Source organism: [Clostridium] clostridioforme AGR2157, from assembly GCF_000424325.1.
Lineage (GTDB): Bacteria > Bacillota > Clostridia > Lachnospirales > Lachnospiraceae > Enterocloster > Enterocloster clostridioformis_A.
Genome location: NZ_AUJR01000006.1, coordinates 29,730 through 55,878, shown reverse-complemented (window position 1 = coordinate 55,878; position 26,149 = coordinate 29,730). Strand labels below are relative to the sequence as shown.

The following is a 26,149-nucleotide window of genomic DNA, read 5'->3' as shown; positions in this document are numbered from 1 at the left end:
CCTATTTCTTAAGTCTTGGGTCCAGAGCATCCCGCAGCCCGTCGCCGATAAAGTTCAGGGCAAATATGGTAATACTGATTGCCAGCGCCGGAAACAGCATCTGGTACGGATATGAAAACAGATATTCTATGGCGTCATTGGCCAGGGTTCCCCAGCTGGCCTTCGGCACCTGGATGCCGATGCCCAGAAAGCTTAAGAACGCCTCCTGGAATATGGCCGACGGAATCAGGAACGTGACCGTCACGATAATGGAGCCCATGCTGTTGGGTATGAGATGATGTATCAGAATCTGCCATTTGCTCAGTCCGCAGACCTTTGCCGCCAGGGCAAAATCCTGTTCCCTCAGCGTCAGTATCTGGGCCCGGACCATCCTGGCCGTGGTAATCCAGTAGGTGAGGCACATGGCAATCAGGATGCTCTGTATGGTATTTCCCAGAAACATCATAATTAAAATCATATAAATCAGGCTGGGAATGCCGGTGAGTATATCCACCACACGCATCATGATGATATCCGTGGTTCCTCCCACATAGCCTGATATGCCTCCGTAAAGCACGCCAATGACCATGTTGATGGCTGCCGCCGCAAAACCAATGGACAGACTGATTCGGGCCCCGTACATGGTCCTGACGAAAATATCGCGTCCCATCTTGTCTGTTCCGAACAAATGGGCGCTGTTGGGCCACTGGAGGGCATTTCCAAAATCCGTCTGGTCATATGTATAAGGTGAAAACATGGGGACAAATATGGCCGCCAATGTCATGATGACCACAATGGCAATGCCCAGCATGGCCAGCTTATCCTTTTTAAGCCGTATGAAACAGTTTCTCCAGTAGGAGATACTGGGCCGGTTAATGGATTCCATCTCCCGCTCTGCGTCGGAAAGTCCCGCCAGAAGTTCTTCCGGAATCATATCCGACATGGTAAATTCAACTCTCTCTTCCATCCTATTCACCTACTCCGTAATCTTTACTCTTGGGTCAATCACCGCGTACATGATGTCAACAATCAGGTTGCAGCCAATAATCATTACGCCTAAGAACACGGTAAGTCCCAGTGTGACAGAATAATCCCTGTCCGTGATGGCGGATATGAAATAGCGTCCCAGTCCCGGGATGCTGAACAGCTTCTCAGTGATGAACGTACCGGTGAGCAGCGTTGCCACCAGCGGGCCCACATAGGTCACCACCGGAAGTATGGAGTTCTTAAGGGCATACTTGCTGATGACCTCCCATTCCGGCACTCCCTTGGAGCGCTCTGTCCTTATGTAATCCTGGCGCATGGTCTCCAGCATGCTGGATCGCATGAGACGGGTGATATAGGCCACCTGGGAGAATGCCATGCAGAACACCGGCAGCACATAATGCTTCCACGAAGTCAGTCCATAGGAGGGGAATATCTTCCACTTCTCGCAGAATACATACATCATCAGCACGCAGAGCACAAAGCTGGGCACCGAAACGCCGATGGTGGCCAGCACCATGGAGGCCCCGTCCGCCAGCTTTCCCCGCTTCACGGCCGCCACGATTCCCAGCGGAATTCCCGCCGCAAGGGCCACCGCGATTCCCAGCGCCCCCACCTTTGCCGATACCGGAAAGCCGTTGGCTATGAGCTCATTGACCGTGGTGTCCTGTTTTTTAAAGGAAGTCCCCATGTCCCCGTGAAGGAGATTGCCAAGATACCTGACATACTGGGCCGGAAGCGGGTCGTTGAGACCATATTTTTCGGAAATCTGCTCCAGGATTTTTTCCGGCACGTTCCTTTGCTCAGACGGACTGAAAGGACCTCCCGGAATGACATGCATCAGAAAGAATGTAATGGTAATAAGAATAAATAGAGATAACACGCCTGCTGCCAACCGCTTGATTATGTATTTTGCCATTGCCATACCCACCTTTATCTTAGATAAGCTGAAATCGGGCTGAACCGCCCTGTGTATAAAAAAAAGGCGACTTAAAGAACAGTAAGCTCACTGCGCCTTCGCCCGACGTACTTAATTAAAAATTATACCTACTGGCAGGTTAAAAGTCAATAAAAAGGGCTCAGTTTCACATTGCATTTTCTGGCAGAAATACCTATAATTAAATTTGAGGCAGCCGGGCTCTGTAACTGAAAGGAATTTTCACCTCTGTTACCGGCCGCAAGACGGAAAGAAGGTATGAATCACTCCATGCCCTGGCTGAAACCGGAGGGCATTTACTCCCATCTGGCCCTGAAGGACGACGAGTCCAACCAGGTTCAGTTCCGGCGCTTCATGGACGCTGTCAATGCCCTGGAGCAGGATGGATGCCATTTTCTCTGGCCGTGGTCACCCTCAGAGGAAAACAGGTGCCGGTGATTGGCGTCGTATGCATGGACCAGTGCATGATTGACCTGACCGGTGAATATAAAACAACGGACAGAAGAATTATACCCCGAGCTGGTGCAGATTCGTAAAACGGGATATTGTTTAGAAAAACCACAATACAGGAGGAAAGACATTTATGAAGGTTTATATCAGTGTAGACTTTGAGGGGGTGGCCGGCTCCACTTCCTGGAACTCAACCAACTTAGGTGATTTGGAACACGGCCCCTTAGCCAGGGAAATGACCCTGGAGGCAGCCGCGGCATGCAGAGGCGCCCTGGCAGCCGGCGCAACGGAAATCTATATAAAGGATGCCCATGACTCCGGCAGAAACATGGATATCTCCCTTCTTCCCAAGGAGGCCAAAATTATCCTGGGCTGGAAATACTCCCCGGATTCCATGGTCTGCGGCCTGGATGAAAGCTTTGACGCCCTCATGTTTGTGGGATACCACTCTCCTGCCGGTACCAACGGAAGCCCGCTGGCCCATACCATGAACCGCAAGACCAATTACATTAAATTCAACGGCAGACTGGCCTCTGAGTTCCTCATGCACGCCTATGTGGGCGCTTCCCTGGGCGTTCCCTCCGTATTCATCAGCGGCGACAAGAACCTTTGCGGCCATGTCCACGAATACGACCCCCGCATCACGGCTGTGGCGGTAAAGGAAGGCATGGGCGCAGCCACCGTCAACCTGTCCCCTGAGATGGCCCGGGAACTGATTGAGGAGGGTGCAAAGAATGCCCTTCTGTCAAAGGATATCTGCCATATGGAGGTGCCTGAAACCATTACCATGGAAATCAACTTCAAGGACCATTTCCAGGCGCTTAGGGCTTCCTATTATCCCGGAATGGTTATGACCGATGATTTTACGGTTTCCTATACGGCCCACTCCATCAATGAATTGATGACAGCCAGGATGTTTGTGCTGTAACCGGGGATGGCTGGAGCGTGTTTGATTCAGGTATAAATCAAATAAGAAACTGAAAAAGAGTACTTGAAAAATCCAAGTACCCCATGTATAATCAATTTAGAGGTAATCATAAGACATTTTTGGGTCTGATGATTGCACTTTGGATAAAGACGTAATTTATAGTACGGGCTATCCTCTATGGCTGGTAGAGGATAGCTCATTTTTTGTTATGATGATTATCTATGTAGGCCAATGCGGTAAAAATCACCAGCACCAATGTTAACACTTCAAGTGTATCCCTAAGCCGGTTTCCGGTTCCTTGCAAACATAACTGCATACTCAAGGGAATTCTTCAGGCTCAGCTCGCTGGCTGTTCCGGTCCCTGCCTGGTCAAAGGCTGTTCCGTGGTCCACGGACACACGGATAATGGGAAGTCCCAGGGTGATATTGACACCGGCCACCGCATCCCAGGCCTGCTTCTCCTGGTCATAGACAAAGCCCACCACCTTAAGGGGGATATGCCCCTGGTCATGGTACATGGCCACCACGATGTCATACCAGCCGCCTCTGGCCTTGGAGAAAACGGTATCAGGAGGCACAGGGCCATCCGCCTGAATGCCCTCTTCCCTGGCAGCCTCAATGGCAGGAATGATCTCCTGGATTTCCTCCTGCCCGAACAGGCCGTGCTCCCCGCTGTGGGGATTCAGCCCGGCAACTGCAATCCTGGGGTTCTCAAATCCCATCTCCCTGCATGCCCTGTCCCCAATCCGGATCACATCCAGCACGCGCTGCTTCTTAACCCGGTCGCAGGCCTCCCGCAGGGACACATGGGTGGACACATGGACCACCCGCACGTTCTCATGGGCCAGCATCATGGTATAGTTTTTGGTTCCGGTCAAATCAGCATAAATCTCCGTGTGGCCGGAATAGTGGTGTCCTGCCAGGTTCACAGCTTCCTTATTGAAGGCATTGGTGACAGTGGCGTCCACCTGTCCGTCCATGGCAAGTTCAATTACCCTCTTCACATAATGGAACGCGGCGTCCCCGCACATGGCGGACACCTGCCCCCGCACCAGTTCATCCATGGAAACCAGACCCATGTCCAGTACGTCTATGGTACCGTGGGTAAAAACAGCATCCCTCACATCCTTTACTGCCCGGACAGACATTTCCTCATGTCCCACGATTTTCAGCGCGGCTTCCAGGACACAGGCATCTCCCACAACAATGGGCCTGCATGCTTCGTATATGGACTGGTCGGCCAGGGCCTTCACGGTAATCTCAGGGCCTATGCTGGCCGGGTCACCCATGGTAATACCTATTATTTTTCTATCTTCCACGCTTACGCACCTCTATTTTATGCAGATAAGAAACTAATACGGGACAAAGGATAGCTGTCACAATGATAGCAGCGGTAATCTGTGCAGTGGCGGCTTCCGCCACCGCCAGAAGTGTGGCGTCCACAGCTGCTACCGACGCCGGCGTGGCAGCCGCGTTGCCGGCTGTGGTTCCAATGGCTCCGCCCACTTCCGGGTGGTCCATGCGCAGCAGCTTATAAACCAGATAGCCCGCCAGACCGGTAATCAGGGTACAGGCAACGCCCAGAAGGATTCCGGGGCCTCCTGCCTTTAACAGGTTCATGATGTTCAGTCCCGCCCCCAGAGGAAATGCGAAGAAGGGAATCAGCATGGTGGCGCCCGGTTCACAGAACTTGCGGATATCTTCGTCCAGGTTGCCCAGTATGCATCCCACGATAACAGGGACAATACAGCCTATCAGGATAGACATGGGTATCTTGGCAACACCGGCGGCTCCCAGGGCAACCATGGTAAAGAAGGGGCCGTCATTGATGGAAAGAATGGAAACGGCGCCTACGTCGGTCGCATCTCCGTACTCTCCGGCCAGGGCCGCATACAGTCCGCCGTTTGAGTTAGCCAGAGCGCCTACAATAGCCAGGGTAGACAGTCCCAGGAATCCCTTCTCGCCAAAAAGGGTGCCGCAAATCAGTCCGATGATAATGCCGATTCCAACCTTCACCGCGGTGATGACCACGCCTTTGTATACAGTGACACCAGCCTTCTTAAAATTAATGGTGGTGGCATTACAGAAAATGAACACAGCCAGAATGGGCATGGCTCCTGATTTCCATAAATAGGTCGTAAAGGTGCCGTCAAATGCGCTCCACAATACATTTCCAAAAAAGGTGTTGACAATTGCTCCCAGAAGCAGCGGTACCACCATCAATCCTCCCGGAATCTTCTTAACTGCCTGTAAAATCTTCATACTTAATGTTCCCCCTGTCCGGCTTTTATAAGCCTGATAATATTATCTACCGTATAAGCCAGGTTCTCCTGGCTGAGGTGCCTGCTGACGGAAAAATCCTGGGGAAGCCTGTTGATGGGGAACACTGCTGTCACGCCCATATCGTAGGCCTTTCCTATCTCATCGTCATCTGCCCCGCCTACTACTGCAATCACGGACTTGGCCTGTTGTTTGGCCCGCTCCGCAATTCCAATCACTACCTTGCCCCGGAGGCTCTGGGAATCCAGCTTTCCCTCGCCTGTAAGGATATAATCCGCATCGCCAATGATTTCACCGAACCGCACCGTATCCAGCACGGTCTGGATACCCATCTGAAGCCTGGAACCAAAGAACGCAATCATGCCCGCTCCCATGGCTCCGGCGGCGCCGGTTCCCGGTACCTGGCTTATGTCTGTCCCTGTTGCCTGGGCAATGACCCTGCTCAGATTCCTGATTCCCTCGTCCAGCTGAAGGACCATGGCCTCATCCGCGCCCTTTTGGGGGCCGAAGATACAGGAGGCTCCCGTTGGTCCGTACATGGGATTATCAATATCGCACATGGTTACGATTTCAACTTGCTCCAGAAGGCTGTTCCTTCCGGACAGGTCGATTCTGTCAATATCAACCGTGGTGCCGCCTGTGGGTATGAACTCCCTGCCGTCCCTGTCATAAAACTTAATGCCAACCGCGGCAGCAGCGCCGCAGCCTCCGTCATTGGTGGACGAGCCGCCCAGCCCCACTATGATTTTCTTAACGCCCTTGCCCGCCGCGGCAAGAATCAGCTGTCCCACCCCATAGGTGGTGGTGAGCCTTGGGTCCTTCCTGTCCTCCACCAGAGGAAGTCCGGCGCAGGACGCCATTTCGATAACAGCTGTCTGCCCTCCGTCTATCAGTCCGAAATAGGACTGCATGTCCTCAAAGTAGGGATTCTTAACCGTTACATACTCCTTATCACCGCCCACAGCCGTGATAAAGGCGTCCACAGAGCCCTCGCCCCCGTCTGCCACCGGTATGGAGACAGTCCGGCTGTCAGGAAAATGCTTCTTTATTTTCTCATCCATCACTCCGCATATCTGGCTGGAGCTTAAGGTTCCCTTAAACGAATCAGGTATTAAAATGAACTTCAATGCCATATCCCTCTTTATTCTTTTTCGATGACAATTCATTCCCTTACAATGATAATTCATTCTCTTACGATAACAGACACCCCGTCCGGAATCACTGTTACCTTATAATCCTCCTTATTCACCATTGCTTTTGCCTTTTCCAGGGCCTCCTCCATGCTGTGGGCCGGAATCATATGAAGCTCCTCCACCAGCTGGTCGTCGCAGGAAGATATGAACACAATCCTGGCCTTTAACATAACCCTGGCAAAAATCTGTGACTGCCACTGGTCTATGATGGTTTCTTCCGGCTTTCTGTCCATGAAGGTCTTCATCATGCGGTTCAAGTCCTTTTCGTCCCGGAAGGTCTCATGGAAATACTTGCCGCCGTGGCCGTCAGCCGCCTTGGAAAGCATGATAATGACGCCGCCTTCCTTTACCGTTACCTCTGCAGCCGTCATGCCCTTTACGGACTGGTAAATATTCTGGTCCAGAGGATAGCCGCCGTTTGTGGAAATGACAATATCCGCAGGAACAGCATCCACCTGGCACTTGGAAGCCAGGAACTCCCTGCCCACACGATGTGCCAGGTCGCAGTCGCCTGCCACCGCAAAAATAGGGTCATGGGCGGAATCTATCACCACATTGACGATGAAGTCCAGTCCTGCCACCCTGGCGGCGTACAGCATGTCGTTGTGAATGGGGTTGCCCTCAATGATGCCGGTCCTGGAGTGCGAATCATCAATAAAGGCTGAGTTATGGTTGTACATAACTGTTTCACGGCTTGCCACGCCCGGAAGCACGCTCTTTCTTCCGCCTGAAAATCCGGCAAAGAAATGAGGCTCAATGAAACCCTCTGCAACCAGCAGGTCCGCCTCCACTGCCAGCCTGTTGATATACATGTTTCCGCCTGAGGGCAGCTTGCCCAGATAGACCATGTTGTCCGTATCATCGCAGTCATGAACTATGATGGTTTCATGTTCCGTAATCTCATGGCCGAACTTTGACTCCAGTTCCTCCCTGGTAGTCTCCCTGTGAAGTCCTGTGGAGATAAGGATGGTAATTTCAGCATCCGGGTTCCCCCTGCGGATTTCCTTCAGGATGAGAGGCATAATGATGTGGCTGGGCACAGGTCTTGTATGGTCGGAAGAAATGACCACCACCTTCTTCTTGTCAATGGCCATATCGCACAGCCTGGGAGTCCCGATGGGATGCTCCAGGGCTTCCTGCACCAGCTCGCTTCCGCCCATGGGCGCCTTGTAATCATGGAGTTCTGATACAAGCACACCGGCAAGGTGCGCGTCCTCAATCTCCGCTTTCAATGTTTCCTTTCCGTAAGGCAGTAAAAATTCTTTCATACGTTATATTCCTCCTCTTTCTTTTATTTTTCTCATGGCAAAAGCCGCCGCATCCTCTGTGCCGAAGGCTCCTGCCTTTGTTACCAGTCTGAGCCCCTCATACGCTCCGCCCTTCACCCGCACCAGAGGGACGCCCACCAGGATTTCAGCCAATATCTCCGCGCCGTCTGCCCCGATGTTCATCAGCATTCCCAGGGCTGTATCCCCGCCGGTGAGATACACGCCGGATACCTCTGCAGCGTCCAGTACCTCTTTGGCCATCCTGCCGATAAGGGAACGCACATAATCCCCCACCTCAGTCAAATCCATACCGCTTTTCTCCCCCACTTCCTGGGAAAGCTCAATTAATTCCCTGTCATAAGCCGTATCCGTAAGAAGTATGGTATCCATTCCGCTCTTTAAATATTCCACTGCCATGTCGCGGTATTCATCGGGCCTGGCTGTTCCCGTCATGATTTGGGCCACAGGCACCTTGACCATGGCGTATCCGACCCTTTCACAGTAATGCATCTGTTCATTGGCCACCGAACTGATGCTGGCCACCACGCCGAGGGACGGAAGGGCAGGCTTTTCCAGTTCCATCAGATTGTCCGCCATTCCCGCGGTCCCCACGTACAGGGTCCGCCGCCCGTCCTGTCTGGCCGCAGCAATGATTCGTTTCAGGTCATCATCCGACTCAGCGTCACATACAAAAATCCGTCCCCTGTCAAGGGAGAAAGACTGGCTTCTTACATCCGGCAGATATTTTAACTGTACCGGCTCCTCATAAACCTGCTCCAGCAGCTTTACCAGATTGTCTTCCATCACCGGGTTCTTTGGGTCCTTGGACAACTCTGTCTTACAGATTTCCACGCCCCTTAAGCACTGCACACCGTCCATGGTGGTCCTTCCCAAGGCGGGAAGGGCAGGAGCAAACACCAAAAGCTCCGGATGAAATACGTCATCCACTGCCTTTATTTCCTGGGAGATATTTCCCCTCATCGTGGAATCCACTTTCTTTATTATGTAGCGGAACTGTCCGAAATCTACCTGTTCTAATGAATGACGCACGATTTCATAGGCGTGACCAGGCAAGGCATTTCTGCTCTCCGTATCAATCACAATGGAGTTCTGTGAATCCACCGGTTTTCCCGCAAACAGGACTTCCGTCGGATACCCTCTCCTCTTCAGCTGCACTCCCGTATCATTTGCCCCTGTAAAATCATCCGCAATAATCAGATATCTCTCTTCCATTGGCTCCCAACTTCCCTTTATTGTTCATTTTCGAAACATATCAGTTTCTTTCATCAGCTCCGTAGTTTATTGTAATATAGAGGGCCTTTTCAATTCAAGGAAAATGTTGTATAATATGTTTAAATTTGTAACATTCAGAGAATCTATATTCCAGAGGAGGCAGAATGAGCGAAAAAGTCAGGATACTTGGAATTGCTCCCTATAAGGGATTGGTAACATTAATGAAACGATACGGAAGCCAGAGGGATGATATCCAGCTGACAGCCATGCTGGGAAATGTGGAGACAGGACTTTCCCTGGCAAAGGAACATTACAGGAACTATGACATCATCATCTCAAGAGCCAACACCGCAAGCCGTATTGCAAAGGGCGTGCCCATTCCTGTCATTGATATTGGAATTGATTATTACGACGTACTTCTCTGCCTGAAAACAGCGGAGAACACAAAGACAAAATTTGCAGTCCTGGGATTCCGCTCCCTGACCACCATTGCGAAAAGCATATGCAATGTTCTGAAGATGCCTACGGACATATTTTCCATCAACACCACGTCCGAGGCCAGCTCCCTGCTGGACAAATTAAAGGAACAGGGCTACAAGACCGTCATATGCGATACAGTGCCCTACAACTATGCCAAACTCATTGGCATTACCCCCATCCTTCTCACCTCCAGCATGGAAAGCCTGAAGGCAGCTGTTGACCAGGCAGTCTATACATGGCAGACCCACAGGGATTTATATCATTCCCTGTCCCTTATGCATCAGCTTCTGGACAGCAGCGCCAACCGTTTCCTTGTGCTGTCCCAGACAGGCGAATGCATTTACACCACGCTGGAGGATGAAATCGCCGTCCCCATACAGGCAAAGCTTAAGAATGAATTGGAGCAATGCTGCACCGGACGGAAGCGCTCCTTCTTTATTACAGTAAACAACCAGATGTACTCCATCAACTCCCATCTGGTGGATGAGACCCTGAGCCCCTACATCATTTTCCATATCATGCGCTCCGAGATTCCCCTGGCCTACTCAAAATACGGTGTGACCATCATGGACAAGCAGGGTGCGGAGAACAGCTTCATGGACAGCTTTTACAGCAATACGGAGCTGGCACGGGAAATCCTCACCAACACCGAGGATGCGGCCCCTTCCCCCTTAAGCCTAATGATAACCGGGGAAATCGGCACCGGAAAGGACCGGGTGGCCCATATCTATTACGCCAAAAGCCCTCTGTGTGACAATCCCCTCTACGTCATCAACTGCTCCCTTATCAGTGATAAAAGCTGGGACTTCATCACAAAGCATTACAACTCTCCTTTTACGGACAATGGAAATACCATCTATATTTCCAACCTGGACGCACTGCAAAAAACAAAGCAGAAACAGCTGCTCTCCATCATACTGGACACAAACATGCATGTCCGCAATCATTTGATATTCTCCTGCACCCAGCCCGCGGGAAGCGCCACTCCCCATGTGGTGTTCGAATACACCAATGCCTTGGGATGCATCCTGGTTCCCATCAAGCCGCTGCGGGAACAAAAGGAGGACATCATCTCATCCGCCGGCCTCTATATCAATACCCTGAACCAGGAGCTGGGCCGTCAGGTTGTGGGGGTTGACGACGAGGCTGCCGCGCTTTTGGAGCAATACGACTACCCCTACAACAGGACCCAGTTCAAACGGATTCTAAAGGAGGCCGTCATACGGACAGAAGGGCCCTATATCTGCGCCAAAACCATACAGGAGGTAATCCAGAGGGAAGATGTCCTGTTTTCCGGATTTCCCTTCCCGGCCCAGGCATCCTCTGCGCCCTCCAAAAAGGACGCGGATACTGCCCCGGGAAATGCCAGGCTTCCAGTCCCCCATCCCTCTCCATTCTGCCTGGATACCAGCCAGTCCCTGGATGAAATGAACCGGGACATCGTGCACTACGTGCTGAATACCTGCGGGGGCAACCAGACATCCGCGGCAAAAAAGCTGGGTATCAGCAGGACTACCTTGTGGCGTTATCTGAACCGGTAACACCGTTACAATACAACGCTTCATGTTTATAAGGCTTCATGTTTCGTTGGATTGACGGAGGAGCCATTATTATGCCGGACGTCACCATTGGGGACAACGTGGTAATAGGGGCAGGGAGCGTGGTTACAAAAGATATTCCCAGCGATACCATTGCATACGGAAATCCCTGCCGGGTTATGAGGGAAAACAGATAACGCTCCGTGATAAACAAATCCAGGTGGGATTAAAACCAATAGGGTAGAGGGAGAATAAATTTTCTCTCCCCTCCCGGGGCAGAAAAGATTGCCCTCTTATTCAACCCACCTCCGGTTCTTTCCTTAAAAACTATGCAAAGCTTACTTTCACCAGTAAGATTAGAGCCATGCTCGGCACACACCCAAAAGAGACAGGCGCTCATTTGTGGGGAAGCGACCTGTCTCTCGTCAATCAATTTACATAGCAGTTTGGGTTGACATCACATCAGTGAAAAATTAGTTTTGGTTGAAGGAATTTATGGTATTTTTTGTATTTACAATCTCTTAGTTCTCGCTTACATGCGGAAGAATGGTCTCTACCTCTGCATGCGGACGCGGAATCACATGTACGGAAACCAGTTCGCCGACTCTCTGAGCTGCTGCTGCGCCTGCATCGGTTGCTGCCTTTACAGCACCTACATCACCGCGAACCATAACGGTTACCAGACCACCGCCGACAAACTCTTTGCCGATCAGGGTTACATTTGCTGCCTTTACCATCGCATCTGCTGCCTCGATAGATCCTACCAGTCCCTTTGTCTCGATCATTCCCAGTGCATCGTACTTCATGTTTGTTTCCTCCTGATTTTCTTTCAATTATTTTTTAAATTTAATTTTAGTTTGAAAAATGCCCTAACGCACAATTCTCACGGTAGAAGAAGAGCCAAGTCCCATTGCATTTGCCTCATCCATATCCAGATGATATTCCAGAGCGGACTGATCCGTCACACGGATCACCGTATTTCTCAGAACACCTCCACGCTCACCATCCACCTCAAGGCAGACGCGTTCGCCGTCATGCACACCGAAGCGCTCCGCATCGGAAAGCAACATGTGAATATGGCGCTGTGCCACCATCACACCGTTTTTCGTCTGAACAGAACCTTTCGGTCCGACGAGGGTGATTCCCGGAGTTCCCTCGAGATCTCCTGAGAGTTTCACAGGTGCCTTTACTCCCAGTTTGAAGCTGTCACCTGCCAGAATCTCAATCTGACTCGCCTTGCGGACAGGTCCGAGAATCCGGACTTTTTCGATTGCCCCCTTCGGGCCACATACCGTCACAGTCTCCTTGCACGCAAACTGTCCCGGCTGTGAGAGATCCCTGAGCTTTGTCAGCTCATATCCCGCGCCGAAAAGTGTCTCCAAGTCCTCTGCGGAGAGATGAACATGGCGATTGGAGACGCCGACCGGAATCGTTCCGGCTTCCGGCTTCTTCTCAGAATCCGTCTTTGCGTCTGTTCCGTTTTTGACCGCTTCCATAATAAGTTTCATAAGTGCCTCGCACTGATCCATGGATAATTTCCTCCCTGTTGTGCTTATCCCTCCAAAATCCCCCGCCCTGTCAAATGTGCCCCTGTCCTCTCTAATTTCAAGTTAAAGGGGTGTTTGCAGGAGACTTTAGAAGAATGTCTCATTCTTTTTTGTATTTCTTATTTGTTCATGGATGAGATAAGCTGGCGAACAAGATCTGCCAGATGAGCGTCATCTGTGAATCCTGCTGTGGCAGCCTTCAGCTCGTTCTGGCTGGTGAGCGACTGCTCCACGGATGCTGCGCATCCACCGCCACAGCTCTGCTTCTTTTCAAAGGAAGCCACGATATCTGCTGGGCTGAACTCATGGGAACAGGTCGATGCGGTCGGTGCGGTCTCACAGCAGGATGATACTGCGGATGCCGGTCTGCCTGTCAGCTCCGGATGATGGAAAGTGCAGTCATCCTCGATCAAAGTCGCACAGTTTTTCAGTCCGTATGCAACCTTCTTGATATTGATCAGGTTCAGTGGACTGACGTTCTCCGATACGGAACTTCCGCCACAAGTTCCGCATCCGAGTGTGAATGCAACATTCAGTCCGGTGCTGATTCCGGTTCCGCCCATGCTTCCGCCGGTATTGACAAGGATTCTAGATGCCGGCTTCACAGCAAACTTGCGGACAATCTCATCATCCTTCGTGTGGATGCTCATTGTGTGACCCATGCCGTTCTGTAAAAGATCCATGCTCAGATGACATGCCTCCTGCCAGTCTTTTACGGTGTAGAAAGCGAGAACCGTTGTCAGCTTCTCATAGGAGAGCGGATATCCGTCACCAACGCCGTCCTGTCCGCCGATCAGCACCTTTGCAGTCTGCGGAACACTGATTCCGGCAGCCTGTGCGATCACCTGTGGGGTGCGTCCGACAAACTTTGCATTCATTGCATGACCGCCGTTCTTGAAGAGCAGGCAACAAACCTTCTCGGTTTCCTCGCGGGTCATAAAGTATGCGCCCTGGCGCTGAAGCTCTGCGACAACCTCATCGTGATTGCACTCCTCGCAGATAATGGACTGCTCGGAAGCGCAGATCGTACCGTTGTCGAAAGTCTTGCTTGCCATGATTGCGGATACCGCTGCCTTCACATCAGCCGTGCGCTCGATGTATGCCGGAGAGTTTCCTGCGCCGACACCGATTGCCGGTTTTCCTGCAGAGTAAGCTGCCTTTACCATGCCCGGACCACCGGTTGCAATGATCAGAGCAACCTCCTTGCAGTGCATCAGCTCATTTGTCGCTGCCATCGTTGGAGTGGAGATACAGCCAATCACGCCCTCCGGAGCACCTGCCTTCAAAGCAGCCTCCTTCATCACCTCTGCTGCGCGCAGGGTACATTTTGCTGCAGACGGATGCGGGGAGAATACAATTGCATTTCCTGCCTTGATTGCAATCATCGACTTGTAGATAACAGTGGAAGTCGGGTTGGTTGACGGAACGATTCCCATGATCAGTCCAGCCGGTGCTGCAACCTCAAGGATTCCTCTCGCCTTATCCTCGGAGAGAATTCCGACAGTCTTCATATCGCGGATATCCTCATAAAGCAGGGTGGATGCGGCATGGTTTTTGTAGGTCTTATCAAGCACCTTTCCAAATCCGGTCTCTTCCACTGCCATCTTTGCCAGACATGCGGCATGCTCCTCTGCTGCCTCAATCATACTACGCAGAATCTTGTCAATCTGCTCTGCTGTCATACATGCCATCTTCTTTGCTGCCTCAGCACCCTGACGCGCCAGATTTCTTGCTTCCTGAACGGAACGCAAATCCAGATCAAAATTTTCCATTGTTTTATCCTTTCTTCTCACATTTTTTATAACGGATCATATTTTCTATAACTGATACCACTGTCTCAATTCCTCAATCAGCTTTGACTTGTTTGCTCTCGAGATCTCTCTGCCCGCGATTCCAAGCTCTGGATAGTTTCTTGCCAGACTGCGAAGCTTCGTCACATGAGTGTGCTCCAATTCAGAAAGAAGTGCCTCTTTTCCCTCCCTCTTCATCAGCCAGTCGCAATACTCCCGGTTCAGTTCTCCGTTCTTCCGCTCCGGAACCGGCTCATTCTCCGGTTCTGCCGGACTCATCGAAGTGATCTCATCCACCTCTTTCTCAGAAAGTTCTGTTCTCTCTTCCGTCTCTTCAAAATCTTCGGAAGGGACTTCACTGCCAGAAGGATCCTTCGGATCAAACATCCCTGCCACTTCCTCATGCGGTCGTGCAATAACATGACTTGTCACCAGATGGTCCGCTCCGAAACGTTCTGCGGAAGCCGTGCCGGCATCAACTGCCGCACGCACCGCAGCCACATCCCCGGTCACCGTGACGGTCACCAGACCACCGCCGATCAGCGTCTTTTCTACAAGGGTCACATCCGCCGCCTTGAGCATCGCATCTACCGCCTCAATCGCCGCAACACTTCCCCTCGTCTCAATCATTCCAAGTGCCTGCATGTGTCAAATCCCCCTTACAGAAGATCCGCCCAGTTTGCCGGATATGTGGAATAGAAGACTCTTGCCTTATCCGGAGATCCCCAGATCACCTTTGATCCGGACGGAACAAAGAGAACATCGCCGGCATTTGCCGTATATTTCTTTCCGTCAATCGTGACCGTCAGCGTTCCTTCTATTACATAGTCAATCTCCTCATAAGTCAGCTCCCAGGCAAACTCTGAGTGGTCAATCACAAGAAAACCCGCGCTCATATGTGACTCATCCTTGCTCACAAGTTCCTGATAATAGGCAGTTGCATTCGGATCACCTGTGTCAAACACATCCATCTTCACTGTTTTTCCGCGCACAACCTTGAGGCCGTTCGCATAAGACTCAGACTCATACGGCTTGGTGTTACAGCACTTTAACAGTTCTCCGAACAGACCCTTGTCCATCAGAACTTTCAGCATCTGGTAGATCTGATCGCTTGTGATTTCATCCGCCCCGCAGATCTCTGCCGGTGCTTTTTCTGCCGAAACCACGGTCTTTGCCGGCTCTGCTTTCGGTTCTTCCTCACAGAATGTAATTCCAAATGTATCTGCCGCATCCCGCGCTGCCGGTGTCACAATCGTCTGTGGTCCTGTCACACAGACCGTCTTCCCCTCATTTTTCAGAGCCTCAATGTCTCCGGCGCAAACCAGACGCTTCATGACTTCACTCCTCTCCATCTATCTGTCTGCTCCCTGAAGTTTTTACTCCTCAAAGGTGCAGTCCTCATCTATAATTCCTGTTACTGCCGCATCGACCGGACTTTCATCGTTCTCCATCATGCGTCTTGCGGAGGATCCGGTTGTCACGAGGACCCGGTCTCCGATTCCGGCACCGATCATATCCACGACGACAAGCCTCTCTCCGGCTCTCGTCCCGCCGATAATCTCAGCCAGCATCAGCTTGCACCCGTTCAAGGCATCTGCCTTTCTGGTCGCCCAGATGTTGTCTATCAGTCTCGCCGTCACCATTCTTCCCGGCCCTCCTTTTCCCGCTGACGGATCTCCTCGATCGCCGCCTCAACCGAAGCGGTATCTCCAAAGATTGCCAACATAATCATATTTTGGGGACAGCTTCCGCGGATATCCTCCACAGTCACGCCCACGGCTTTCTCCGCCACATCCGCCGCACAGACCATGTCGATCAGTCTTCCCTGAACGAGTCCGATTGCATCCACACGCTCAAGCGGTTTCGCATTTCCGGTTCCCTTTCTCCTCGAGAGGAGCTCCAGGGTGCCCTGACCGGGCGATTTGATGATCCGATACTCCATACGGTTCTCACTCCATTTCCTGATCGGTACAGCTCATTGCAATTCCAAGCGGGGTTACAAACATCGGATTCTCCGGCTTGTAAGTCTGGATTCCGGTCTTTTTCTGAATCACCGTCTCGATTCCAGACAGACAGCAGGTTCCTCCAACAAGATAAAGACCATGAACCTCATAGCCCTGCACCTGACGGCTGATGATCGCTGCCACCTTCTCTATCACCGGCTTTAAGACCGGAAGAATCTCCTTGTGATTTTTCGGATTTCTCTTGTAGATCTCCGCCTCGGAAAAAGGAAGTTTGTATGCCCCTGCCAAAACAAGAGAAAAATGGGTTCCGCCGGTTGCCTCATCATCGACGTTCACGACTTTTCCGTTCTCGAGAATGGAAATTCCGGTCGTTCCGCCTCCGATGTCCACGACGGCACCGTTTTTGATCTTCAGAATCTGATTGGCTGCAGTCGGCTCATCAAGCAGGGCGGTGATCTCAAATCCCGCTCCCTGCACGACATTCTTGATTGCTCCTCCATCGAGTGCATCAGTTCCCGGAGGAATCGCCGCTGCCGCATAGATGAGTTCGGTTCCGAGCTTTTCCTCAAGTTCCTCCTTCATCTCGCGCACTAGGCGGATCGCACCGATATAGTCCACAACCATGCCGTCTTTCACCACATCTGCATACCGGTATGCGCCTGCCACAGGACGGCGGTTTTCATCCAGAACCGCAAGGACTACACAGGCTGTTCCGAGATCCACGCCGGTATAATAAATAGAAGATTTCTTTTTTATCGGCTTTTTTACCACCTTTTCAAATTCCCGCACCAGACGGTCACACTCTGCAAATGCTAATTCTTCTGACATATTTTTCCTCCAAAGGACTGGCATATCATCTGAGACAGCCGGTTGATCACCTGATTGGCTATCCGCTTTCTCTCATCCGGAAGATGAAGTGCAAACTCTCTCAGCGCACAGCGCAAAATGTGAAGTTTGACAATCTCTCTTCCTTTCGGCGACTGAGCATGAAACCCGGTCACCTCAAAGCAGTCCGGCATCGCCTCCCCTGCCCGCTCCGGCGAAATTCCACTGCACATCCGGCAGATCTTCTTTTCGCCCTCCCAGGCAAGTCCTGCTTTTTCTTTTTCGGATTCTTCCCTTCCAATCTCGGAAAGAACCCGCTCAAGCTCGAAGATTTCCTGCACCATCAGCACATCCACTGAGAGAAGATCGATTCCCGTTTCAAGAAATCTAGCCTGAATACTCTTGAGTGTATATCTCCACTCCTGATCTTCAATCACGGAGTTTGAAGTACTCTGAGTCAAAGATTCTTTCGTATCTGAGACCTTATTCTGACCGGTCTGATCGGTCTGTTCCATCTTTTTCCCGTCTGTCTCTTCCTGACTGCTTTTCTTCTCGCCTGTAAAACTTGTAAAAAATCGTTTCTTAAATCCCTGTTCTTCTTCCGGCATCCGGATTCCGAGGTCGCTTAAATACTGTCTCGCTCCTGGCGTCAGCCGGCTCCCGGGTTCCAGCCGGTAAGACGTAAAGTGCTCGTTTTGATAACGCGCTCTCAAATCTTCCTCGGTAATGAATTTCATACAGGTCCCCCTTTGCAGAGATTCTTGTAAAGGTTCTCAAGCTCTGTCTGACTCGGGGTTCTCGGATTTGTCACCGTGCAGTTGTCTTCCATCGCACGTCCTGCCATCTCCGGAATCGCCGTCTCAAATGCCTCCCGATCCACAGAAAGATCTGTCACATATGCCGGAATATGGATTCTCTGCATCAGGTTCTTGATCTGACGGATCAGACCGTAAACAGCTGCCTTCGGCGTTCCTCCTCCGATTCCAAGCATATTTGCAATCTTTTCATAGCGGAGAAGTGTCTCGCTGTCCTCCACAAGCTCGAGTCCTGCATTGTAGCCGATAATGTGCGTCAGCAAAAGCGCATTTGCTCTTCCGTGCGGAATGTGGAAATGTGCGCCGAGTGCATGTGCAAGGCTGTGGCAGATTCCAAGCGAAGCATTGCTGAATGCGATTCCTGCAAGGCAGGAGGCATTGTGCATATGCTCTCTCGCTTCCATATCCGATCCGTCTGCAACTGCGCGCTCCAGATACTCCCACACAAGTTTGATCGCTTTCTCTGCGCAGGCATCTGTGAAATCATCTGCCTTCGTGGAGACGTATGCCTCAAGACCGTGTGTCAGCACATCCGTTCCCGTGTCTGCCGTGATTGACGGCGGAACGGATGCAGTCAGATCCGGGTCGAGCAGTGCGACATCCGGAACAAGCGCCTGATCCACAAGGGCAAACTTGACTTTCGCCTGGGTATCCGAGATCACCGCAAAGGAAGTCACCTCGCTTCCCGTTCCGCTCGTAGTCGGAACTGCAATCAGCATCGGTTTCTCTCCGCTGTTCATCGACGCATACAGATGGCTTGCCGCCTTTGCCGTGTCAATTGCAGAACCTCCGCCGAGTGCAAGGACTGCATCCGGCTTCATCGCCTTCATCCCCTGAATCGCCATTGTGACGACCTCAATCGACGGATCCGGAACTACTTTTGAAAAGATTTCACTCTCGGCTCCCGCCTCGGCGAGAAGTCCTGCCAGCTCTCCGGCTCTTCCGCATTTTTCCATAAATGGATCACAGATGATATAGGCTCTGCGGATGCCGAGTCCCTTCACCTCCTCCATCGAGGATTCCCCCATGTAAACACGGGTGCTCATCAGAAACTGTCCCATCTTCTGGCCCTCCTTTCTTCCAATTTTCTTCTTTCACAAGTTTTTTTTCAATTTTTTAAGTCGACGCTTTATGCAGAAGAGAAATCAATCTCTCTCTGAGTTCTCTCATGCTCTGCGGATCCTGACCGTTAATCTCGTAATAGGGTGGTTTCACCCCCGCATGCCTAAGATCCTGCATTGCCGTTGTCCTGTCTGCCTCCGCGAGGTCACATTTTGTAATCACTCCGAATACCGGCACCCGAAATGATTTTGCAAATTCCGGGGGATAGGAATAACTCTGCTCGGTTGCATCTGCGATCATCGCGATACAGCACGCATCCTGTGCCGCTGCAATCAGGTGACTGTGCATCCAAGGACTCTCAAGATACGTTCCCGGTGTGTCAAGTGTCACTGGGCGGTAAACCATGTTGGGAAATCTGCGGATGGCTCCGCCACCCTCAAGAAAAGAGGCGAGCGTCGTCTTTCCGCTTCTTCCCGCTCCGACAATCATAATTCGTTTTTTTCTCATGTCTTCGTAATCTCGGCAACGGTGAATCCCAGAACTCTCTCAAGCGTATCCGTCACCGCATGAAGCGCCACATCCACGCTTTCCACATCTCCGGAGAGCACCACCGAACCGGTAAAGCGGTCCAGAAATCCGATTTCCACATCCGACGCCTTTGCCGCAAGATCTGCCGCAACCATCGCCGTCTCATAAGGAGAGAGCGTCAAGATTCCGATCGCTCCCCTGCCCTCAATTCCCAGAGATTCATAGATCTCCGGAACCGGAGAAGCGATCACATGAGCAATCGTGACCTGCTTGCCGGGAACAGATTCCTCCACGACCCGACTTGTCGGCATAAGCGTTTTCTCCACTTTGTTCTCCTCCATTCTGGCAGACGTCCGTCAATGCCGGACTACGGTTACCGGAAACTGATACTCTTTCATCCAGCCCTCAATTCGGTCAAGATCCTCCTTGCTCAGGCTCGGATCCCCGTCAATCTGGTAGGGAAGATCAAGCTGACTGTATTTTCCTACTCCCATCTTGTGATAGGGCAGAAGGTCAACTCCCTGAAAATTCGGATCATCCCGATAAGGCAGAAGGAACTGGATGACCTGATCGATCTCTTCCTTGCTGTCATTGATTCCCTTTAACATCGGCATCCGCACTTTTACGCGGTATCGACGCTTCAAAAGTTCGCTGAGGTTCTTTAAAATCTGTTCATTTCCGATTCCCGTCAGCTCATTGTGGCGTTTCGGATCCATATGTTTCATGTCAAACAAGAACAGATCGACATATTGTGCAATCTCAAGCAGTTTCTCGGTCTTGATGTGACCGCAGGTCTCGATTGCGGTGTTTATGCCCTCTCCCTTGCATGCCATCAGAAGATCTCTCGCCGCCTCCGGCTGGGAAGTACATTCCCCGCCACTGAGCGTCACACCGCCTCCCGACATACTGTAAAATGCTGCATCCTCCTCGACGAGCTTCAGAAGTTCTGAGATCGTCTTTGTCTCTCCGGTAATCTCAAGTGCTGTCTGCGGACAGACACACTTACATTTCCGACAGCCGATGCAGTCTATATCCCGGCGAACCCGATGGAGTCCTGTCTCCGGATCGATCACATGAATGTTCTGCGGACAGACCTCCACGCAGGCACCGCAGTTTGCGCAGGAGTTTTTTTTCAACATGACCTGATGCTTTCGCACCAGACCTTCCGGGTTCGCACACCACTTACAGCGGAGCGGACATCCCTTGAAGAACACGATCGTCCGGATTCCCGGGCCGTCGTACATGTTATATTTCTGTACATTAAAGATCAGAGCTTTTCTCTCCATGTTTTCTCTCCTTCTTCTCCGTTTGATCTCCATCTGCCCGGCAGGTCATTCTCATCGGATTCCGACCTGCCAGACAGAGGAAAATCTGTATCTTCAGAGAGACTCTTAGAAATGAGTCAGCATGGTACGGCTGATGATCTCATCCTGTACATCCTTGCACAGCTCAACGAAGAATGCGCTGTATCCAGCTACACGAACGATCAGGTCGCGATACTGCTCCGGATGTTTCTGTGCCTCGATCAGCGTCTTGTTGTCGAGGTAGTTGAACTGCATCTCACCGTTTCCGAACATGCACGCAGTTCTCAGCAGAGTGATCAGACTCTCCTCGCCCTCCGGAGTGTCTAAAAGACCTGCCATGATCTTGAAGTTATGTACCATACCGATGTTCATGCTGTCGTTTGACATCTTGGAAACCGACTTGATGATTGCGGTCGGGCCCTTGAAGTCAGCACCCTGGGTCGGGCTGATTCCATCGGACAACGGCATCCATGCGTGACGTCCGTTTGCGGAAGCACCTGTCATCTGACCGAACGGGGTGTTATTTGAAATAGACAAGGTACCGTGGCTGAGAACGGAGTACAGAGTTTTGTACTTTCTGTGCTCATGCTCAGTGAAGTTGATCAAATCTGCTGCGATGTTATCTGCATAATCATCGTCATTTCCATACTTCGGTGCATTCAGGCAATCGGTGCGAATCTGCTCGTAACCAGCGAAGTCTGCCTTCAGTGCCTCATTGAGCTGTTCAAGCGTGTATTTCTTCGCATCAAATACGAGCTTCTTGATTGCTGCCATCGAATCCGCGTAGGTTGCAAGACCGGACCACACAACACCCGGTCCGAAGTTATACATGGCTCCGCCTGCAGATACGTCTTTTCCGTGCTCCATACATCCCTCGTACATAACGGACATTAAAGGCTTCGGAGCTAAATCGCGGTGAACTCTCTGGGAGATCACGGTTGCAACATCCGTCCACTTTGTGATGTACTTGATCTCTTCCTTGACTGCTGCATCAAACTGCTCGAAAGTCTTGAACTGGCTTAAATCTCCCATATCCGGGCAAACCTGCTTGCCGTACCACAGCGGAACACCGTGGTTGAGCACAAGCTCGATACAGATCGGCCACTGGGTGTAAGCGGTGGAAGTCCACTGATACAGACGACCGGACTTCTGCGGTTCTACGCATCCCATCAGGCAGTAATCTCTTGCATCCTCGAGCGAAACGCCCTTTGCGAGCATCATCTTGATGTGAGTGTCATCGAAGTGACATGCCGGGAATCCCATTCCTGCGCGTACGACATCAACAATCTTCTTCAGATAACGGCGCGGGGACTTGTTGTGAATACGGCAAGCCAGAGACGGCTGGTAAATCTTTACGTGACGAACCGCATCCATCAGCAGGTAGGTCAGGTCGTTTGTCGCATCGTGACCGGCTCTCGTCACACCGCCGACGCACATATTGACGAACGGCTGATAACCTGCGAAGAACTTGGAACCGCCCTCACTTGTGATCCACATCATCTCAGACATCTTGATCAGCATACATCCAGCAAGCTCAAATGCCTCAAAGTTGTTCATGCGTCCGGACTCGATATCTGCCTTGTAGAACGGATACATGTACTGATCGACACGTCCGATGGACATACCGGTCTGGTTCTCCTCAACAACAAGCAGAGACTCGATTGTCCACACTGCCTGAATCGCCTCCCAGAACGTCTCCGGTTTGTGTGCCGGAACCTTTGCGTTGACCTCAGAGATCTTGTACAGCTCTGCCTTTCTCTTCGGATCAGTCTCTTTCTCAGCAAGCTCTCTTGCGTACTCAGACATTCTTTTCGCATAGATCATAACGCCCTCGGTCGTCTCGATGATCGACTTATAGAAATAGATCTTGTCGATATCCTCCGGATTGTCATAGTGAAGTGCTACCAGATGCTCCTTCGCCTCGTTCTGGATGTCAAGCATGCCCTTCTTCATCAGGATCACGTCGTAACCCGGGTTGGAATCTCCACCGCCGTTGATTGCATGGTAGGAACAATCTGATACGAAGGACTCGCCGGACAGCTCCCAGACACCAGCCTCGCGATACTGATCCTCGCAGTACTCGTCAACAGATTTGCCCTGCCAGAACGGGAAGAGTTCCTCGCGCATGATCTTCTTGTCTTCCTCTGAAATGTAGAACGGATCCTGCGGTCTTGTTCCGATCGTATCGATCTCGTCCACCATCCAGCGCCATGCAATATCCGGAGAAAAAGCGCCTGCTCTCGGTGCGCCACACGGTGCGCCGACGATCAGCTCATTGTCCTGAATCACAAGTGGAGCAGTCTCACAGCAGTAGCGGAAGCACTTTGCTCTCAGCTCGATCTTCGGCATTCCCGGATTCTCTTTTGCAATCTTGGTGATTGCTCTCGCACGGTAAGTCGTGATCGACGGTTTCTGCTTTAAGTAGTTCTCCTTCAACAGTTTCAGTCTTCTTGTCATTCCGTCCGGAATGTCGGTACCCTCTGCCGGGAAATCAGCCAGGCTCTTTGCCTCCTCCGCTTTCTTTCCTGCATCGTCTTTTGCGATCTCCTCAGAAACCGACTCAAACATCTTCATCAGAGAAGCCTTCTCCTCAGGAGTCATATTTTTGGTGGCTTCTGCAATTTTATCTGAAAATTCACGAATATCCAAAATGGTTCCTCTCTTTCTTTCCAGAACAGCATTATCTGTGCTGTTCCATCATCTTCTGGAAACTGCGCACCCCGAAGGCCGCCTTTCTCCGGTAAATCAGATTCATCGGTGAAACATTCTCTGCGGTGATTCCCATTCCGGCACTCAGGCTTCCGAGTACCGCTGACGGGAAGAGATTCGTCGTCACTCCCATCGCTCCCGCGGATGATGAGGTATTCACAAGCACCCGTCCCACCGGTTTTTTCAGTGCAAACTGGCGAATGACCTCGGCATCGGTCGAGTGAATCGCCAGCGTATTTCCATGATTTTCACCCATCAGCAGTTCCATACACTTTTCACATGCATGCATCCAGTCGTTCTCAATATAAAAGACCATCACCGGACAAAGCAGGGCGCTCGCATATGGGTTGAAATCCGTGATGTAGGTCTGCTCGGACACAAGCACTCTCGTTCCCTTTGGAACTGAAAATCCCGCTTTTCCCGCAAGCCACTCTGCACTCTTTCCGATGTACTCTTTCTCGGCACATCCCTGCTTTTCCCCGATTCCAAGGAGTCGGATCAGCTTGCGTTCCTCTTCCTCACTCATAAAGTAAGCTTGGCAGGCGACCATCTCCCTCTTTGCCGTCTCTGCGATCCGGCTGTCTGCAACGACATACTGTTCGGAACCGGAGACGATTCCGCAGTTGAAACTGCGTCCTGCGACAATGTCTGTCACTGCCGTCTTTACATCTGCGCTTCTCTCGATAAAAACCGGAGAAGGAACGATTCCACCATAGATCACTGGCTTTCCCGCCGGTGTCTCCTTATAGAGCGCTTCCTCGCCGATGTTTAAGATCAGCGAAGTCTGCGGATGAGTGAAGAGCTCAAGAGCTCCCTCCTTCGCCGATGTCTCCATACAGGAGATCGCTCCGTCCGGGAAGCCTTCGGCAAGCGCCGATTCTCTTAAAATCTGAACCGTCTTCTTCGTCGTCTCGACGGCTCTCGGATGCGGGGCAAACACAACCGCATTTCCCGATTTCACCGCAGTGAGTGCGGTAAAGATCACTGCCGATACCGGGCTGAGTGCCGGAACCGCCACCGCGATCACGCCGAGCGGAACTCCGATTTCCAAAACGCCCACACTCTCACAGCTCTCGAGAATCCCCACGCACTGCATTCCGTCATACGCCTTTTCAAGCGATGAGATCAGAAACCGGCATATCTTCACCTGATCGGAGACATCTCCGTAACCGGTCTCTCCGACCGCCATCTGCACCAGCATTTCCACTCTCTCGGAACATGCCTGCATCATCGCACGGACAACCCGATCCAGCTTTTCCTGCTTCCATGTTCCGAGTGCAATTCTCGCCTCGCCCGCTTCTTCCATAAGAACACGAGCCTCCTGAACCGCCATTAGGTCTCTGTCAACAAATTTCATCTTACGATCCTCCTGCGTGTTTTACTCCTCCGGCAGCAGATTCGTCAGGCTGTAACGTGCCACAATCTTTCCCAGATCCTGATGCGGTCTCGGGATTACGACAGAGCTGTAAACTTCCGCTCCCATATTCTCAACCGCCTTCGCTCCGGCATCCACTGCGGTACGGCACGCTCCGACATCGCCCTGAACGATGACGGAAATGTATCCGGAAGCAACATTCTCATAACCGATCAGCTCGACATCTGCTGCCTTGCACATCGCATCCGCCGCTTCCAGAACAAATACCAGACCAAAGGTTTCAATCATTCCAATGGCTTCATATCTCTCCATACATTCTCTCTCCTGCATCTTACGCATCAATATCGTGGACCGATACGATCTCACCAACTGCACGGATCGGTCTCGGCATCACATTTTTCGCTGTCAGCTTTCCGATTGCCGCCGCTGCCTCGGCTCCCGCCTCAACCGCTGAGCGCACAGCAGCCACATCTCCCTTCACCATGATGGTGACAAGGGTGGAACCCACATTCTCGTAGGAAATCAGCTCGACGTCTGCTGCCTTGAGCATCTTATCCGCAGCTTCCATCGCCGGAACCAGACCGAGGGTTTCCACAAGACCGAGGGCTTCTTCACCGTAATATCTCATTCTCCGATTCTCCTTCTCGTAACGATTCCGCATCCTCTCATGTTCTCTCTTTCTTACCGAAACTTTGCAGGCACATACTTATTTACGGCATCCCGTCCTGCCTCGTTAATCGCAAAGCGCATCAAGAGTTGTCCGTTTTTATCCAGCTCATATCCAGCCAGATCGCACATTCCGTTTGCCTCCAATGCCATTGCGTGATTCAGATACATTTTTTTTGTAAACTGGCCCTCTCTGCCGTACTGAGGCTTCATGGCAGTCATAATCTCTTCTACGCTTGCATCTTTCACTTTGTTTAAATAATTCAGCACAGCCATTCTTGCAGGAAGCAGCAT

At 51.5% G+C, this 26,149-nt stretch carries 29 protein-coding genes and 1 pseudogene; 5 read left to right on the top strand and 25 right to left on the bottom strand.

Going from position 1 to position 26,149, the window contains the following annotated elements; genetic code table 11:
- Window position 1: 1 nt before the first annotated feature.
- The gene (locus G614_RS0103280; RefSeq protein WP_027640782.1) at window positions 2–946 is read right to left on the bottom strand and encodes an ABC transporter permease; all 945 of its coding nucleotides are present in this window, start codon (window positions 944–946) and stop codon (window positions 2–4) included.
- Between the two features lie 9 nt (window positions 947–955).
- A complete protein-coding gene (locus G614_RS0103275; protein WP_027640781.1) occupies window positions 956–1,882 on the bottom strand; it encodes an ABC transporter permease in 927 nt (308 codons plus the stop codon).
- Between the two features lie 276 nt (window positions 1,883–2,158).
- On the opposite strand from G614_RS0103275, the gene G614_RS32410 reads away from it, so the two are divergent.
- Genes G614_RS32410 through G614_RS0103265 form a run of 3 tightly spaced genes read left to right on the top strand, consistent with a single transcriptional unit; the run spans window position 2,159 to window position 3,278 of the window.
- The gene (locus G614_RS32410; protein ID WP_027640780.1) at window positions 2,159–2,338 is read left to right on the top strand and encodes an alanine racemase; all 180 of its coding nucleotides are present in this window, start codon (window positions 2,159–2,161) and stop codon (window positions 2,336–2,338) included.
- A complete protein-coding gene (locus G614_RS34920) occupies window positions 2,287–2,436 on the top strand; it encodes an alanine racemase C-terminal domain-containing protein (RefSeq protein ID WP_242827990.1) in 150 nt (49 codons plus the stop codon). Before G614_RS32410 ends, G614_RS34920 begins: the two co-directional genes overlap by 52 nt.
- A gap of 47 nt (window positions 2,437–2,483) precedes the next feature.
- Window positions 2,484–3,278, top strand: coding sequence for a M55 family metallopeptidase (locus tag G614_RS0103265; RefSeq protein WP_027640779.1), 795 nt, complete (start codon window positions 2,484–2,486; stop codon window positions 3,276–3,278).
- 278 nt (window positions 3,279–3,556) lie between these two features.
- On the opposite strand, the gene pdxA is transcribed toward G614_RS0103265, so the two are convergent.
- From pdxA to G614_RS0103240, 5 genes are read right to left on the bottom strand one after another with little or no spacing between them, the layout of a single operon-like run.
- A complete protein-coding gene (gene pdxA, locus G614_RS0103260) occupies window positions 3,557–4,567 on the bottom strand; it encodes a 4-hydroxythreonine-4-phosphate dehydrogenase PdxA (protein ID WP_027640778.1) in 1,011 nt (336 codons plus the stop codon).
- Between the two features lie 19 nt (window positions 4,568–4,586).
- On the bottom strand, window positions 4,587–5,540 hold the full coding sequence (locus G614_RS0103255; RefSeq protein ID WP_027640777.1) for a 2-keto-3-deoxygluconate permease: 954 nt from the start codon (window positions 5,538–5,540) through the stop codon (window positions 4,587–4,589).
- Between the two features lie 2 nt (window positions 5,541–5,542).
- Complete coding sequence (locus G614_RS0103250; protein ID WP_027640776.1) at window positions 5,543–6,685, bottom strand: glycerate kinase; 1,143 nt, start codon at window positions 6,683–6,685, stop codon at window positions 5,543–5,545.
- A 56-nt stretch (window positions 6,686–6,741) separates the two neighbouring features.
- Window positions 6,742–8,019, bottom strand: coding sequence for a nickel-dependent lactate racemase (gene larA / locus G614_RS0103245; RefSeq protein ID WP_027640775.1), 1,278 nt, complete (start codon window positions 8,017–8,019; stop codon window positions 6,742–6,744).
- 3 nt (window positions 8,020–8,022) lie between these two features.
- Window positions 8,023–9,252 (bottom strand): four-carbon acid sugar kinase family protein, encoded by a 1,230-nt coding sequence (locus tag G614_RS0103240; RefSeq protein WP_027640774.1) that lies wholly within the window; start codon window positions 9,250–9,252, stop codon window positions 8,023–8,025.
- Window positions 9,253–9,416: 164 nt separating this feature from the next.
- On the opposite strand from G614_RS0103240, the gene G614_RS0103235 reads away from it, so the two are divergent.
- Window positions 9,417–11,273 carry a sigma-54-dependent transcriptional regulator gene (locus tag G614_RS0103235; RefSeq protein WP_027640773.1) on the top strand — a complete coding sequence of 619 codons (1,857 nt, stop codon included), beginning with the start codon at window positions 9,417–9,419 and terminating at the stop codon, window positions 11,271–11,273.
- 47 nt (window positions 11,274–11,320) lie between these two features.
- A pseudogene (locus tag G614_RS29650) lies at window positions 11,321–11,467 on the top strand (sugar O-acetyltransferase); the annotation flags it as partial.
- Between the two features lie 324 nt (window positions 11,468–11,791).
- Here G614_RS29650 and eutM read toward each other — a convergent pair.
- The 18 genes from eutM to G614_RS0103140 form a co-directional block, all read right to left on the bottom strand.
- The gene (gene eutM / locus G614_RS0103225; RefSeq protein ID WP_027640772.1) at window positions 11,792–12,076 is read right to left on the bottom strand and encodes an ethanolamine utilization microcompartment protein EutM; all 285 of its coding nucleotides are present in this window, start codon (window positions 12,074–12,076) and stop codon (window positions 11,792–11,794) included.
- Window positions 12,077–12,139: 63 nt separating this feature from the next.
- Window positions 12,140–12,799, bottom strand: a complete 660-nt coding sequence (locus G614_RS0103220) for a phosphate propanoyltransferase (protein ID WP_027640771.1) — start codon at window positions 12,797–12,799, stop codon at window positions 12,140–12,142.
- Window positions 12,800–12,936: 137 nt separating this feature from the next.
- The gene (locus tag G614_RS0103215; RefSeq protein ID WP_027640770.1) at window positions 12,937–14,589 is read right to left on the bottom strand and encodes an acetaldehyde dehydrogenase (acetylating); all 1,653 of its coding nucleotides are present in this window, start codon (window positions 14,587–14,589) and stop codon (window positions 12,937–12,939) included.
- Between the two features lie 45 nt (window positions 14,590–14,634).
- Window positions 14,635–15,252: a BMC domain-containing protein gene (locus tag G614_RS34915; protein WP_027640769.1), complete on the bottom strand. Its 618-nt coding sequence runs from the start codon at window positions 15,250–15,252 to the stop codon at window positions 14,635–14,637.
- Window positions 15,253–15,266: 14 nt separating this feature from the next.
- Window positions 15,267–15,941, bottom strand: coding sequence for a cupin domain-containing protein (locus tag G614_RS0103205; protein WP_027640768.1), 675 nt, complete (start codon window positions 15,939–15,941; stop codon window positions 15,267–15,269).
- Between the two features lie 42 nt (window positions 15,942–15,983).
- A complete protein-coding gene (locus G614_RS0103200) occupies window positions 15,984–16,250 on the bottom strand; it encodes a EutN/CcmL family microcompartment protein (protein WP_027640767.1) in 267 nt (88 codons plus the stop codon).
- Entirely contained in the window at window positions 16,244–16,549 is a 306-nt protein-coding gene (locus G614_RS0103195; RefSeq protein ID WP_027640766.1) for a BMC domain-containing protein, read from the bottom strand. Before G614_RS0103195 ends, G614_RS0103200 begins: the two co-directional genes overlap by 7 nt.
- Window positions 16,550–16,556: 7 nt before the next feature.
- Window positions 16,557–17,399 carry an ethanolamine utilization protein EutJ gene (eutJ, locus tag G614_RS0103190; RefSeq protein WP_027640765.1) on the bottom strand — a complete coding sequence of 281 codons (843 nt, stop codon included), beginning with the start codon at window positions 17,397–17,399 and terminating at the stop codon, window positions 16,557–16,559.
- Window positions 17,384–18,133 (bottom strand): hypothetical protein, encoded by a 750-nt coding sequence (locus G614_RS0103185; protein WP_027640764.1) that lies wholly within the window; start codon window positions 18,131–18,133, stop codon window positions 17,384–17,386. Before G614_RS0103185 ends, eutJ begins: the two co-directional genes overlap by 16 nt.
- Entirely contained in the window at window positions 18,130–19,272 is a 1,143-nt protein-coding gene (locus tag G614_RS0103180; protein ID WP_027640763.1) for a 1-propanol dehydrogenase PduQ, read from the bottom strand. The genes G614_RS0103185 and G614_RS0103180 overlap by 4 nt, the downstream gene beginning before the upstream one ends.
- A gap of 55 nt (window positions 19,273–19,327) precedes the next feature.
- Window positions 19,328–19,780 (bottom strand): EutP/PduV family microcompartment system protein, encoded by a 453-nt coding sequence (locus G614_RS0103175; protein ID WP_027640762.1) that lies wholly within the window; start codon window positions 19,778–19,780, stop codon window positions 19,328–19,330.
- Window positions 19,777–20,112, bottom strand: coding sequence for a BMC domain-containing protein (locus G614_RS0103170; protein ID WP_044917383.1), 336 nt, complete (start codon window positions 20,110–20,112; stop codon window positions 19,777–19,779). Before G614_RS0103170 ends, G614_RS0103175 begins: the two co-directional genes overlap by 4 nt.
- Window positions 20,113–20,157: 45 nt before the next feature.
- Window positions 20,158–21,087 (bottom strand): choline TMA-lyase-activating enzyme, encoded by a 930-nt coding sequence (gene cutD / locus G614_RS0103165; protein ID WP_044917376.1) that lies wholly within the window; start codon window positions 21,085–21,087, stop codon window positions 20,158–20,160.
- 105 nt (window positions 21,088–21,192) lie between these two features.
- On the bottom strand, window positions 21,193–23,754 hold the full coding sequence (gene cutC / locus G614_RS0103160) for a choline trimethylamine-lyase (RefSeq protein ID WP_027640759.1): 2,562 nt from the start codon (window positions 23,752–23,754) through the stop codon (window positions 21,193–21,195).
- Between the two features lie 31 nt (window positions 23,755–23,785).
- A complete protein-coding gene (locus G614_RS26690) occupies window positions 23,786–25,171 on the bottom strand; it encodes an aldehyde dehydrogenase family protein (protein WP_044917375.1) in 1,386 nt (461 codons plus the stop codon).
- Between the two features lie 21 nt (window positions 25,172–25,192).
- Window positions 25,193–25,501 (bottom strand): BMC domain-containing protein, encoded by a 309-nt coding sequence (locus tag G614_RS0103150; RefSeq protein ID WP_027640758.1) that lies wholly within the window; start codon window positions 25,499–25,501, stop codon window positions 25,193–25,195.
- Between the two features lie 19 nt (window positions 25,502–25,520).
- Entirely contained in the window at window positions 25,521–25,817 is a 297-nt protein-coding gene (locus G614_RS0103145; protein WP_027640757.1) for a BMC domain-containing protein, read from the bottom strand.
- A gap of 53 nt (window positions 25,818–25,870) precedes the next feature.
- Window positions 25,871–26,149 (bottom strand): hypothetical protein, encoded by a 279-nt coding sequence (locus G614_RS0103140; RefSeq protein ID WP_027640756.1) that lies wholly within the window; start codon window positions 26,147–26,149, stop codon window positions 25,871–25,873.